The sequence below is a fragment of the Bacillus sp. GC_Bacil_1 genome (genome assembly GCF_026540675.1).
Taxonomy (GTDB): domain Bacteria; phylum Bacillota; class Bacilli; order Bacillales; family Bacillaceae_G; genus Bacillus_A; species Bacillus_A cereus.
The window spans coordinates 190,706-202,761 of record NZ_JALNUG010000004.1; the positions used below are offsets into that span (position 1 = coordinate 190,706).

The window sequence follows — 12,056 nt, forward strand, 5'->3', positions numbered from 1 at the left end:
GATAATCTCCCCTTATACATACAAATGTTATAGTATATGCAAAACTTTTCATTTTGGGGATTCTTTCTATTCTAGCCAATCTTCTACATGTTTTATAAATACATCTAAACAATCAATAAACGGTGAGTGTCCGCAATCTTCTAATACCTTCAACTCTGCATTTGGCAAATGTTTCGCTAATTCCTCACCGACTACTTGCGGTACAACATAATCTCTATCACCTTGTATGACGAGTGTCGGCGCTTTAATATGATGAATTTGCTTACTTCCCTCTACAACCCCATTATGTTCATCCGAAATATTAAATGTAATGAGCGCATAATTCACATCTACGAAATTACGTTGCGTTAACATATCATCTAAATACTTTTCATAACGGTCCGGTTCAGGTTGATTATGTGTATATATTAATAGATTCCATACTGTACGGTAATATAGTTTGTTCATATTTTTTATCGCGTCTAATACTGGAGCGATTTGTACTGGATCTTGCGCAATTTCTTCTTTTGTCTTTACTAAACTTGATACGATTGGCTGCCCATTCGTATCTTTTTTAAAGATTGGGTATCCTTTCATTCCTACTGATTCTACTAAAATTAACTTTTCTACAAAAGTTGGGTGATTCGCTGTAAATTGCATCGCAACGCCACCGCCCATTGACCAGCCCATTAATGAGAATTTCTCTAGCTTTAACTCGTCGATAAATAATTTTACATCTTCTGCAAAGTCTTGTAATGAATCTATCGACTGATTATACGTTGATTGTCCAAACCCTCTTAAATCAAGAGCGTAAATATGGTATTGATCTTGCAACTTTTCAATAACTAAATCCCAATGTTGTGACGATGTCATGTTCCCGTGAATGAGTACAAGAATATCTGTATTTCGCCTTCCAACTTCCTGATATGCAATCGTTTCTCCGTTCGATAGTGAAACAAACTCCATTGTTGCAGGCTTAATCATCACAAGTTCCCCCATTCTATTTAATAGAAAGAAAATTCTTTACTTAATTAAAGAATAGCACGTAGAATATACGTTCGCAACATAAAACCTATAAGAATTTTTCACATAAATCAATATGTCTATTACTAGACAATTATTATAAAAAAGTATATAGTTAGCTAGGTAACTAATTTGAAAGGATCAAAATACATGGACGAAAAACAACATTTTTTTCATATCGTCAGCCAGACTTCTCGAAAGTTTACGAAGAAATTTAATGAACGTGTATCTCCAACTGGGTTATTTAGTGCGCAGTGGGCTGTTATTTTCCGCATTAATCAAACTGGTTCTTGTACGCAAACAGAATTATGCCAATATTTAAATGTTGAATCACCAACGATGACTCGTACGTTAACACGTATGGAAACGATGGGATGGATTATTCGTACAGAAGGTAAAGATCGCCGCGAGAAGCTCATTTCTTTATCCGAAACAGCGATAAAGATGATTCCAGTATGGCAAGAAGAAGTTGATACTTTCGAAGAAAAAACGCTAGAAGGTATTAATGAAGATGATTTACATCAAGCATTTCAAGTGTTACAACAAATTATTAAAAATTTAGATTAAATTGGAGGGATGACGATGCAAAGTGAGAAACTTTGGACGAAGGATTTCCTCGGAACTTGTTTTAGTAGTCTATTTCTCTTCTTAACATTTTACATGCTTATGACTACTCTGCCTGTCTATGTAATAGACGGCCTAAAAGGAAAACCTGAGGAAATTGGTTTAGTTGCAACTGTGTTTCTTATTTCTTCTGTTTTATGTAGACCATTCACAGGAAAATGGCTCGATGATTTAGGAAGAAAGAAAATATTATTTATTTCACTTTCATTATTTTTAGCCGCTACTGTTATGTATTTCGGTGCGCAAAGTTTATTCTTATTACTTGCCCTTCGCTTCTTGCACGGTATTGGGTTCGGGATGGCAACGACAGCTACCGGTACGATTGTAACTGATGTTGCGCCAGCTCATCGACGAGGCGAAGCACTTGCATATTTCGGCGTATTTATGAGTCTGCCGATGGTAATTGGTCCTTTTTTAGGTTTAACAATTATTTCTCATTTTTCGTTTACTGTTTTATTTATCGTTTGTTCCGTATTTTCATTACTTGCATTTTTATTAGGACTACTTGTAGATATTCCGCATGAAGCACCTGTGAGCAAACAAAAACGTGAAAAAATGAAATGGAAAGACTTAATCGAACCATCTTCTATTCCGATTGCACTTACAGGATTTGTTTTAGCCTTTTCTTATAGTGGTATTTTATCCTTTATTCCTATTTATGCGAAAGAACTCGGTTTAAGTGAAATTGCAAGTTATTTCTTTATTGTATACGCACTTGTTGTTGTCATTTCTCGTCCATTTACAGGAAAGATTTTTGATCGCTTCGGTGAAAATGTACTCGTTTACCCCGCTATCATTATTTTCACAATCGGAATGTTCATATTAAGCCAAGCACAAACTTCATTTTGGTTCCTTGGCGCAGGTATGCTAATCGGTTTAGGTTACGGAACATTAATTCCGAGTTTCCAAACGATTGCGATTTCTGCTGCTCCAAACCATAGACGTGGTTCTGCGACAGCTACGTATTTCTCATTCTTTGATAGTGGTATTGGCTTTGGTTCTTTCATTTTAGGTATTGTCGCAGCGAAATCTAGTTATCATAATATGTATTTTATCGCAGCTATTATCGTTGCTTTCACTTTACTTTTATATTATGGATTACACGGACGAAAACAAAAATTCAAGAAACAATCTACAGACGGAAAAATTTCCGCTTAACGTTAATAAGGAAAGTAAACTTCCCCGTTTACTTTCCTTATTTTGTATTTCTTTCAAGACGAGCGTATACTTATAGTAGAAATAAAAAGGAGGGCCATATATGAAACTAAAAAAATCTCCCCTACTCTTACTTATACTAACATTCATATTTGTAATTACAGGACTTGGGTTTACTTACTTCAAACAAAATAAAACGACCCCATCAAAACATAATGTGACAAAAGAAAACTGGTTAAATGACCCTTACTTACGTTGGTCGTATACACATATGAAAGAATTCACTTTAGTTAATGACGTAAAAATCAATCCTGACCAAACTGCTCACTTCCCTTCCGCATTGCAAAACTTAGACGATTTTGCTGTGGAGCGTAGATTCGGAAATACAACTCCTCTAAAAAAACTTTTAGACGATAACAAAACAGATGCTTTTGTCGTTGTACATAATGGACAACTTGTTTATGAACGATATTTCAATGGGTATAAACAGAATGAACCTCATGGTATGGCATCATTAGCAAAAGTCTTTACCGGGGCAATTATACAATCTCTCGCTGAAGAGAATCGTATTGATTTAGAGAAAACAGCTGACACTTACATAAAAGAATTAAAAAATACACCGTTCGGAAAAGCGACACTTCAGCAATTAATGGACATGCAAGTTTCAGCAGAATACCCGACCCACGGATATGAGCAGCCTGGGCTAGAAAATCAAGATGCACAATTATATTTAGCTAGCAATATTTTACCCCGCGGCAAAAATTACGACGGTCCGATGAAAATTTATGATATGTTACGAGAAGCCGAAGAAACTGCACCGCCTGGTTCTTCCTTTTCTTACAATAACGGATCAACAGAAACGCTCGCTTGGATTATTCGAACTATTACTGGTAAATCACTAGCTGAAAATGTAAGCGAACGAATTTGGTCTCAAATTGGTATGGAAGAAAACGCGTATTACGTTACAGATGAAACGAAAATAGAACAAGCAAGCGCTGGCTTAAATGCAACTGCTAGAGATATGGCGAGATTCGGGCAATTACTATTAAACAACGGGGAATATAACGGAAAACAAATTCTCCCTTCTTCTATTACTGGAGATATAAAAAATGTCCAAGAAGGTGAACTTGCAATTGGCCCTGGAGCTTCCATTTCTTATCATAATCAATGGTGGATTCCCCACAATGAACAGGGTGCTTTTGAAGTGTTAGGTAGTTACGGACAAACACTTTACATCGATCCGAAAGCAAATATGGTAATTGTCCACTTCTCTTCTAACGCTACGCCAAGTAATGAAATACATTCAGTTTACTCAAATATGTATGTTGATATTGCACATCATTTGGAGAAGCTTCCACGGTAGTGGAAGCTTCTTCTTATTGCGTTGTTTTATTTGAAACCACTACCCTCATCACGGTTATTCATAATGAAACTTTTTATTAGCAATCCAATAATACGTTACGAAGAGTGTCAATAAAATCCACACTATAGTTAGTAATCCAGTAATTATTGCGTTTGAATTTACTACCCCCGTGACTAACGTTTCCATTGCATACTTACTCATACCGGCTGGATTAAGCTGATCCATTATTGGATTCAAACCGACGATTACTCTGCAGGCTAAAAGGAATACAATTGAAATTAATGCAATAATACCTTGACTGTGAAAAATAGCACTTATCATTGTTGTGAAAGATACGATAAAAAGAACCCAAATTAGATAAAATAGTAATCCAGTAATTAGGTGTGCAAATGGAACGGCAGTAAAAAGAAAATTTACATATAGATAAGAAGCTACGTATCCAATTGTTACACTAAACGCTACCATTAAATAGTTTGACACTATTTTCCCACCTACATATGAAGTAACAGTAACGGGCCTTGTTAAAATAAAGGCCAACATACCATTAGCTTTATCTGTTTGAATTGCACCCATCATAGAAATCACTAGAATCATAAGTCCAAGCTGATCAAACTGGGATCCCAAAGTACTCGCTAATACTTCGCCCCCTTTTTGCGTTGCCATACTCGGATCAATGGTAATTCCCTGTCCTCCACCTAACGCTTCTAAAATTGATGGCAAATAATGAATTACTATCGGTTGTGTTGCGCCTAAAAATATAAAAACAATTGGTAGCCAAATAATCTTGAAATCACGTAACATTTGAACACATTCTTTTTTTATCAATACAATTGAGTTATTCATTTTTGCACCACCAAATTCAAGAAGATTTCTTCTAAAGTATCGTTGCTCATTTCAAATTTAACGATGTTCACTTTCTGTTCGAGTGCATTTTGCAATAACATATTTTTATTTATTTCAATACTTTCAACCTTCACTTTGATTTTAAGCCCAACCACTTCAACGTCCTTCACATACGGTAATTTTTTTACAATTTCAATCCACTTTTGATCTTTTGCTGTTATTTCAATCATTAATTTATTTTCACTATTACGATGTAAAAGTTCCGTAATCGTTGTATCTTCTATTTTTGTTCCATCTTTTATAATGACAAATCGTTCACAGATTTCTTCTGCATCGCTTAAGATGTGGGTTGATAATAAAATGGTTGTATCTTTTTTTATTTCTTTAATCAGATTCAATACTTCCCGCCGGCCGATCGGATCTAATGCGGATACTGGTTCATCCATGACAATAAGCGAAGGTTTATGCAATAATGCTTGTGCAATACCAAGTCGTTGTTTCATTCCACCAGAAAATGTACTAACCTTTGCATTTTCTTCTTCCTTTAGTCCAACTTTCTCCAACATTTTTGGAATCGACTTTGACAATTCTTCTTTTTTCAACCCCGAAAGTTGGCCCATAAAGGTAAGTGTTTCTCTCGCTGTCATCCAATGAAAAAAATTAGGATATTGCGGTAAATAACCAATTTCACTTTTCATTTTTGATATTTTTATCCCATTCAATAAAACTTCACCAGCAGTTGGATGAATAATATCCGAAATTACTTTTATTAATGTGGATTTCCCTGCTCCGTTCGGTCCAATTAATCCGACGCATTCCCCCGCTTGCAGTTCCATCGAGAAATTATTCACAGCAATTTTTCCTTTAAATGATTTTATTACATTTTTAATCTCTAATTTCATAATTTCTCACTGTCCTTTCTCCCTATAACAAAGTACAAGATAGGTCCCAATATATTAACGAAAAGAATAATTAACGTCCATACAAGTACATTTTTTCTTGTTTTCCTATGTCGATATAAATCAATGAATGCAATTAAAACTAAAAGTGCTCCCACTGCAATAACTGGTAATATAATGGGTAGAAAAGCCATAATATCAATGTCTTTAAGATCATTCAATCCATAATGTATTTTCATTGTCATCACTCCTTTTAAATCTCATTATCATTATTGATAATGATAAAATAAAAACGGATGGATTGCAATCATTATTCTCATTATTTATAATGAGAATAAAAAACAATACATAAGGTGATATAATGAGTAATAAAGTTGAAATTTTAATGCATCCGGTAAGAATGAAAATTTGCCAAGTGTTAATGAGAAATAAAGAAGATGGGTTAACACCATTAGAAATGGTAAAAATCATTAAAAATGTACCACAAGCAACACTATATAGACAGCTACAAACTATGGTTGATTCAGGTATCGTTCATGTAATTAAAGAAAAAAAGGTAAAATCTGTTTCTGAAAAATATTACGTAATCAATGAAGAAGATGCAAAAATTGAAGGAAGTGAATGGAAAGGATTATCTGATAATGAAAAGTTAAACTACATTTCCTATTATCAGTTATCACTTATGACACAATATCAAAGTTACCTTAAGAAATTAGAGGAACAAAACAGTCAAGAAGATAAGGCTACTTTTTCTGTAGTAGAATTAAAGCTAGATGAGGAACACTTTGAAAAATTTCAAAACGAACTTAACGAATTAATGATTAAATACTACAATAACCAAAGTAAAGATGACGAAATAGAGGCTCCGATTCGGACCGTTGCTATTACAATTATTCCAGAAACTTAAATTTAATCGATATAAAAATGCAAATCAATAATCTTAACTAAATCCTGAAAACAGGATACTTCTCAAAACATCTAAACCATCTGCTTCCTATATTCTCTTTAGGAGCTAGGTGGTTTAATTTTTCTTGAATTCGCACACAAATGTAGTAATGAATGTATTATTTTTGTTATCTTTTATAAGTAGAAAGCTTCATCTTTTTAATGAAGCTTTCTATCACTTTATTAAAAAGATAATAAATTAATCGTTTCCTTTAAAACACTTCCCTTACAAAGATTGTCTGTTCATATTGGTCGAAAATTTCTTCTATAGATGAAAATAAAGTTTCTTCCGGGATGATGAACTTTATTTTTTGACCATTTTGCAACAGTTGCTTTGAAGCAAGCTAGTAACCTTTCTCTATACTATCCCTATAAGTGCTACCCCATTTCCAACCGTTTTCTTCTAGTATATTAAAAGCAGAATCTGATACAAGGCTCTATATCAACCTATCAATAAATTACCACTCTATAAATATCTGAATTTTCTTTACATTAAAGGTTATCTCCCAAACAACCTCGAATAATTTTAATACATATACATAAGGAGGTTGATCTATTTTGTTTCGTTCCTTTACAAATGGTTGCGTCGCCTTAGTGCAACGCTTCTTGCCAGAACCGTTTATTTTATCATGTTTACTAACTGTTTTCGTTATCTTCTTTGGTATGTTTGCGACTCACCAAACACCTGTAGAAATGATTAATCACTGGGGTAATGGAATTTGGGGACTCCTTGCCTTTTCTATGCAAATGGCACTTGTACTCGTGACTGGATCTGCTTTAGCAAATGCTCCTCTTATTAAAAAAGGATTAACGAAAGCTGCCAGACTACCAAAAACGAATGGCCAAGGCATTATTGCCATTTCAATTGTAAGTTTACTTGGTGCATACATAAACTGGGGCTTTGGAATTATTGTATCTGTTTTATACGCAAAAGAAGTGGCAAGGCAACTGGACGGATTAGATTATAGACTAGCAATTGCCTCTTCTTACTCTGGATTTCTCATTTGGCATGCCGGTCTTTCTGCCTCTATCCCTCTTACGTTAGCAACAGGCGGTGAAACGTTAATTAAAACGACTGCTGGAAGTATTAAAGAGGCGATTCCGATAACAGAAACGTTATTCTCACCATACGCTCTCGTTCCAGTTATTATTTTTCTCGTTACGATGCCTCTCATTAATAAAGCGATGCATCCAGATGAAAAACATACGATAACTGTAGATCCTAGCGTGTTCCATGAAGAAGCTGCTGCTCAAGAAGTAGAAAATAATACGTTCGCTGAAAAGATGGAAAATAGCATTATTATTACACTTTGCGTTGGATTGTTAGGTCTCATTTATATTTTCAATTACTTTTATACGAAAGGTTTTAACCTTACTCTCGATATCGTGATTTTTATGTTATTAATTGCAGGTCTTATTTTCCACCGTACTCCGATTCAGTATATTCGCGCTTTTTCAGACTCTACGAAAAGTGCTTCTGGCATTTTACTTCAATTTCCGTTTTACGCAGGAATTATGGGCATGATGATTGGAGTAAATAGTGAAGGACTTTCACTTGGAGGAGCTATTTCTAATTTCTTTATTAGCATTTCAAATGAAACGACTTTTCCGCTCTTTACATTTTTAAGTGCTGGCATCGTTAATATTTTCGTTCCATCTGGTGGCGGTCAATGGGCCGTGCAAGCACCAATTATGATTCCAGCTGGCGCTGAACTTGGTGTACCTGCTGCAAAAACTGCAATGGCCATTGCGTGGGGCGATGCTTGGACGAATTTAATTCAACCTTTCTGGGCATTACCAGCATTAGCGATAGCTGGTTTAGGTGCTCGTGATATTATGGGATTTTGCGTTGTGAACTTACTATATGCAGGTTTTATCATTAGTCTATGCTTCTTATTTATTTAAACGAAAAGCTAGTTTTATACTAGCTTTTTTACATAATAAATTATTTATTTCCCATGCAATTTATAACTGTATTCCACTCTATGTCCTTAAGATGTAATGACTCAAATGCAAAAAAATCTTCGCAAATTTTTCCAATCAGGTGTGGATGTTCCCTCAAAAAATTCCACTGTAATACTTTAGGAAGAAAATGCATTTCATATTCTTTACTTCCCCGTACTACCTCATCAACTTCTCTTTCACAAATTCCCCTTATTAAATAATCATTTCTTAACTCTATTTGAATTTGTTGAAATGTATCGCTGCATTTTTTCAATTGAAGTAAACACGTAATATACTTCCGAAAAAGTTCGTTATCATACTGACAACAGTTTATAATACGATCGACTTCATTCATAATGTACGAGCCTTTTCTTCTATTTGTAATAACCATTTTTCGCGCTTTGATACTTTACTCGTTTTCACAGATTGAAAAACTGACCGTTTTATATCACGAATGCCACAAAAACGTAAAACACCTCTCTTCATCATAATCCAATCTGCTGATCGATATAACAATGCGACGTACCATAGAGGCGAGTCTAACGTATTAATAACCCACGTTTTTTTCCCTTGCAATAATCCTTTCGGCAGAGCCCCTTCATATTTATAAGCAAATCCAGCTACGAAAATACGGTCAATAAAACCTTTTAAAATAGCTGGCATCCCCCACCACCATATCGGATATATAAAGAGAAGTGTATCTGCTTCTTCCACTAATTTTCTATACCGCGCTGTCTCTTCTTCATTTATTAAATCACGTCTTTTCTTCTCTTCATTGAATACAAGTACCGGATCAAATTGTTCCTTGTATAAATCAAGCAACGTAACCGAATGATTTGTTTCCTGTAGCCCTTTTTGCACATGCTCTAAAATTGCCCCGTTAAAACTTGAAGGATTAGGATGAGCGTATATAATCAGTACGTTCACTACAAAACAACTCCCTCTATCGTTAAAGTTACCCCTTCTTTAATAACTTCTCTACAATTTGTACGTTTTTCGAACTTTGCAACAGTCGATTTAATACAGTAAGTAACTCTTCTTTTTCTAAATCTTTCAGTTTCTCTTTAACTGCACTCTCACCAGCACCTTGAATATCATAAACAACTGCCGCCATATGTTTACAATAATTTTCATACGGACATTCGCAACTACTTTTTGAAAAATCTTCGAGATCGATAACTACTTCATAATTCCCTGCATTTCCAGTAACGAAAGCAAACACTTTTTTATCTTGTATTTCAACATCTTCTACATGTCCATCTTCATAATATTCATATCCCTTATCTACAATGTACTTTGGGATCCATTTCGTTATATCTTTTAATAAGTAAGCGTACATAATTGTACCCCTTCCTTTAATTCCCTTTTGACTTCAAAAATCCTGCATGTTATTCTAATTACTGTTAAGTAGCAAGTCTACGTGACAAAACGACTGACACCTATTCGGCGAAGGTGTCTCTTTTCATTTGCAGCCGATACGAATTGCCTCTTTCAGGCACATTCAATTTTTGACACTACACACTCAACACCATTCCCTGTATCAGGCTGCTTAAGCAGTCTTTTACTCTACATACTCCGTTATTTTAAAAAAAAGAGAGCTTAGCTCCCTTTTCTCGCCTTATAAAATACCCCTTTTTCAGTATAGAGATATTCATCAGCTAATGTAATTTTCCCATCCAGTTTCAGTTCATCTAATAGTCTTGATAAATAAAATTGATGTAACATCTTTTTCGTGAATTTTCCTTCATGATGCGAAACGATATGTTCTTGAATATCTAACAATGATATTGGCTTATCTTGCTCTATCATATATTCATAAACTGTACTACGCAGTTTTACGTATTTTTCGAGTGTCACAGCAATGCGCAACCCCTTTCTTCTTAATATAAATTTTCGTAATCGGTTTTTTTGCAACAAAAAAACCTCTCCGATAAGAAGAAGTTACGTATATATCTTCGTCTTATCTCCCAGAACAAATATGTTCTGCTGGAATTAGCACCTGCATCGCGGTTGCTGGGTTTCATCGGGCCAGTCCCTCCACCTCTCTGGATAAGAAATATTCACTTAATTCTTACTATACGTAATTTCATTTTAATTGTCAAACAAATATAACAAATAATATTTTCTTCTTTACTGTTCATACTATACATATATGAATATGCAAGGAGGATTATGAAATGCATCAAAATGCTCGCGGATATGTACAAGATTCTTTTCAATCATTACAAGAAGCAAAACATTGTTTAGAAGAAGCACTACAGACTGTTGAAAAAGATTTTAATCGCGCTCGTATTGAGCAATCCCTTTATGCGATCGAACAAGCTATTCAACGCTGCGATTACACCGTTCACATTTTAGAACAAGATTGAAAAAACTTCCCATCATAAGGTGGGAAGTTTTTTCAAATGGCATACTTCATAATTATTGCCGTTATGATTAAAAAATATACAGAATTCACAATTTCTAAAACCCCTACTTTTATAATAGAAATTTTTTTGCCATACAATATAATGGCTCGAATGACACTTGGTATAAAAATAAGGGAGCACCACGGATTAATTGCAAATACAATGATTGTTAATAGAATATGATAACCCCAAGATATAAAACGATACTTCGGATTATTTTTCTCACGTATCATCGTTTTCACATAAAACGTACTTCCTAAAAAGTATAAGAATGAAATAAGTGCAATGAATAATGCTGTATGATCGATTTGTTTCATTGAAAAATAATAACTAATTAACCCACCAACACAAAACACAATGATCGCACAAATATCATTTAATAGTGCCCTTTCATTTTTTTGACGAGCATAATGCATATTTACTATAAATAGTGGAATCATGACTATTACGAATAAAAGAATGCGCCATTCATATAATAGAGAAATCATCCCAAATACGAACGCAATAATAAAATATACAATTGAAGCATGTAAATACTCTTTTTTTCGTTTTTGTTTTATGTACATAAGGAATGGATACGTAGCTAAATAGATAAAGAACCAAGCTATAAACAATGGAATGTGATATATAGTAGGTTTTCCAAGTATGACACTTAATAGAAATGGTATAGCAAGCATCGCCCATGCACCATGTTGCTTCGGAATAACTAACTTCATTAACTATACACCTCCCTTTTGAAAATAGTTCTCACCTATTATTATACAAATAATTTTATATAGTAACGGATATATATTGGACTATTTTTTGACAATAAAAAATGCTCCTTACAATATGTAAGAAGCATGAAAGAGGCAAACGAATATGTAAGTCGCG

The 12,056-nt window shown here is 34.3% G+C and carries 15 protein-coding genes and 1 riboswitch; of the genes, 6 read left to right on the forward strand and 9 right to left on the reverse strand.

Annotated features, from left to right (window positions below):
• Positions 1-66 precede the first annotated feature (66 nt).
• The gene (phaZ, locus tag OXT04_RS08320; RefSeq protein ID WP_000594880.1) at positions 67-963 is read right to left on the reverse strand and encodes an intracellular short-chain-length polyhydroxyalkanoate depolymerase; all 897 of its coding nucleotides are present in this window, start codon (positions 961-963) and stop codon (positions 67-69) included.
• Between the two features lie 189 nt (positions 964-1,152).
• Here phaZ and OXT04_RS08325 point away from each other — a divergent pair, with 189 nt between their 5' ends.
• From OXT04_RS08325 to OXT04_RS08335, 3 genes are all read left to right on the forward strand, one after another.
• Positions 1,153-1,569, forward strand: a complete 417-nt coding sequence (locus OXT04_RS08325) for a MarR family winged helix-turn-helix transcriptional regulator (RefSeq protein ID WP_000343680.1) — start codon at positions 1,153-1,155, stop codon at positions 1,567-1,569.
• A gap of 15 nt (positions 1,570-1,584) precedes the next feature.
• Entirely contained in the window at positions 1,585-2,784 is a 1,200-nt protein-coding gene (locus OXT04_RS08330; RefSeq protein ID WP_001190321.1) for an MFS transporter, read from the forward strand.
• A 100-nt stretch (positions 2,785-2,884) separates the two neighbouring features.
• Entirely contained in the window at positions 2,885-4,144 is a 1,260-nt protein-coding gene (locus tag OXT04_RS08335) for a serine hydrolase domain-containing protein (RefSeq protein WP_000768738.1), read from the forward strand.
• 54 nt (positions 4,145-4,198) lie between these two features.
• Here OXT04_RS08335 and OXT04_RS08340 read toward each other — a convergent pair whose 3' ends face one another.
• Genes OXT04_RS08340 through OXT04_RS08350 form a run of 3 tightly spaced genes read right to left on the reverse strand, consistent with a single transcriptional unit; the run spans position 4,199 to position 6,125 of the window.
• A complete protein-coding gene (locus tag OXT04_RS08340) occupies positions 4,199-4,987 on the reverse strand; it encodes an ABC transporter permease subunit (RefSeq protein ID WP_061660432.1) in 789 nt (262 codons plus the stop codon).
• Positions 4,984-5,889 carry an ABC transporter ATP-binding protein gene (locus OXT04_RS08345; protein WP_000763099.1) on the reverse strand — a complete coding sequence of 302 codons (906 nt, stop codon included), beginning with the start codon at positions 5,887-5,889 and terminating at the stop codon, positions 4,984-4,986. The genes OXT04_RS08340 and OXT04_RS08345 overlap by 4 nt, the downstream gene beginning before the upstream one ends.
• On the reverse strand, positions 5,886-6,125 hold the full coding sequence (locus tag OXT04_RS08350) for a PLD nuclease N-terminal domain-containing protein (RefSeq protein WP_000690914.1): 240 nt from the start codon (positions 6,123-6,125) through the stop codon (positions 5,886-5,888). Before OXT04_RS08350 ends, OXT04_RS08345 begins: the two co-directional genes overlap by 4 nt.
• A gap of 122 nt (positions 6,126-6,247) precedes the next feature.
• Between OXT04_RS08350 and OXT04_RS08355 the strand changes: the two genes are divergently transcribed.
• Positions 6,248-6,793 (forward strand): transcriptional regulator, encoded by a 546-nt coding sequence (locus OXT04_RS08355; RefSeq protein WP_267414135.1) that lies wholly within the window; start codon positions 6,248-6,250, stop codon positions 6,791-6,793.
• A gap of 596 nt (positions 6,794-7,389) precedes the next feature.
• The gene (locus OXT04_RS08360; protein ID WP_000490008.1) at positions 7,390-8,736 is read left to right on the forward strand and encodes a short-chain fatty acid transporter; all 1,347 of its coding nucleotides are present in this window, start codon (positions 7,390-7,392) and stop codon (positions 8,734-8,736) included.
• A 40-nt stretch (positions 8,737-8,776) separates the two neighbouring features.
• On the opposite strand, the gene OXT04_RS08365 is transcribed toward OXT04_RS08360, so the two are convergent.
• The 4 genes from OXT04_RS08365 to OXT04_RS08380 form a co-directional block, all read right to left on the reverse strand.
• Positions 8,777-9,130 carry a hypothetical protein gene (locus OXT04_RS08365; protein ID WP_001006466.1) on the reverse strand — a complete coding sequence of 118 codons (354 nt, stop codon included), beginning with the start codon at positions 9,128-9,130 and terminating at the stop codon, positions 8,777-8,779.
• On the reverse strand, positions 9,127-9,702 hold the full coding sequence (locus OXT04_RS08370) for an NAD(P)H-dependent oxidoreductase (RefSeq protein ID WP_001101578.1): 576 nt from the start codon (positions 9,700-9,702) through the stop codon (positions 9,127-9,129). Before OXT04_RS08370 ends, OXT04_RS08365 begins: the two co-directional genes overlap by 4 nt.
• Before the next feature lie 28 nt (positions 9,703-9,730).
• Positions 9,731-10,114 (reverse strand): SWIM zinc finger family protein, encoded by a 384-nt coding sequence (locus OXT04_RS08375; protein ID WP_000271532.1) that lies wholly within the window; start codon positions 10,112-10,114, stop codon positions 9,731-9,733.
• Between the two features lie 260 nt (positions 10,115-10,374).
• On the reverse strand, positions 10,375-10,692 hold the full coding sequence (locus OXT04_RS08380; RefSeq protein ID WP_002094089.1) for a hypothetical protein: 318 nt from the start codon (positions 10,690-10,692) through the stop codon (positions 10,375-10,377).
• A gap of 40 nt (positions 10,693-10,732) precedes the next feature.
• Positions 10,733-10,831, reverse strand: a riboswitch (SAM riboswitch).
• A 121-nt stretch (positions 10,832-10,952) separates the two neighbouring features.
• Between OXT04_RS08380 and OXT04_RS08385 the strand changes: the two genes are divergently transcribed.
• Positions 10,953-11,144, forward strand: a complete 192-nt coding sequence (locus tag OXT04_RS08385) for a hypothetical protein (RefSeq protein ID WP_000554029.1) — start codon at positions 10,953-10,955, stop codon at positions 11,142-11,144.
• 32 nt (positions 11,145-11,176) lie between these two features.
• Here the strand turns inward: OXT04_RS08385 and OXT04_RS08390 are convergent, their stop codons facing one another.
• Positions 11,177-11,899 carry a YwiC-like family protein gene (locus tag OXT04_RS08390; protein ID WP_000779946.1) on the reverse strand — a complete coding sequence of 241 codons (723 nt, stop codon included), beginning with the start codon at positions 11,897-11,899 and terminating at the stop codon, positions 11,177-11,179.
• Between the last annotated feature and the right edge of the window lie 157 nt (positions 11,900-12,056).

Excerpts from the sequence above, each read along its gene's own strand:
- OXT04_RS08350 (WP_000690914.1), bottom strand. The coding sequence starts at position 6,125 with ATGAAAATACATTATGGATTGAATGATCTTAAAGACATTGATATTATG.
- OXT04_RS08325 (WP_000343680.1), top strand. The coding sequence starts at position 1,153 with ATGGACGAAAAACAACATTTTTTTCATATCGTCAGCCAGACTTCTCGA.
- OXT04_RS08390 (WP_000779946.1), bottom strand. The coding sequence starts at position 11,899 with ATGAAGTTAGTTATTCCGAAGCAACATGGTGCATGGGCGATGCTTGCT.
- OXT04_RS08335 (WP_000768738.1), top strand. The coding sequence starts at position 2,885 with ATGAAACTAAAAAAATCTCCCCTACTCTTACTTATACTAACATTCATA.
- OXT04_RS08340 (WP_061660432.1), bottom strand. The coding sequence starts at position 4,987 with ATGAATAACTCAATTGTATTGATAAAAAAAGAATGTGTTCAAATGTTA.
- OXT04_RS08365 (WP_001006466.1), bottom strand. The coding sequence starts at position 9,130 with ATGAATGAAGTCGATCGTATTATAAACTGTTGTCAGTATGATAACGAA.
- phaZ (WP_000594880.1), bottom strand. The coding sequence starts at position 963 with ATGATTAAGCCTGCAACAATGGAGTTTGTTTCACTATCGAACGGAGAA.
- OXT04_RS08330 (WP_001190321.1), top strand. The coding sequence starts at position 1,585 with ATGCAAAGTGAGAAACTTTGGACGAAGGATTTCCTCGGAACTTGTTTT.
- OXT04_RS08385 (WP_000554029.1), top strand. The coding sequence starts at position 10,953 with ATGCATCAAAATGCTCGCGGATATGTACAAGATTCTTTTCAATCATTA.
- OXT04_RS08375 (WP_000271532.1), bottom strand. The coding sequence starts at position 10,114 with ATGTACGCTTACTTATTAAAAGATATAACGAAATGGATCCCAAAGTAC.
- OXT04_RS08345 (WP_000763099.1), bottom strand. The coding sequence starts at position 5,889 with ATGAAATTAGAGATTAAAAATGTAATAAAATCATTTAAAGGAAAAATT.
- OXT04_RS08355 (WP_267414135.1), top strand. The coding sequence starts at position 6,248 with ATGAGTAATAAAGTTGAAATTTTAATGCATCCGGTAAGAATGAAAATT.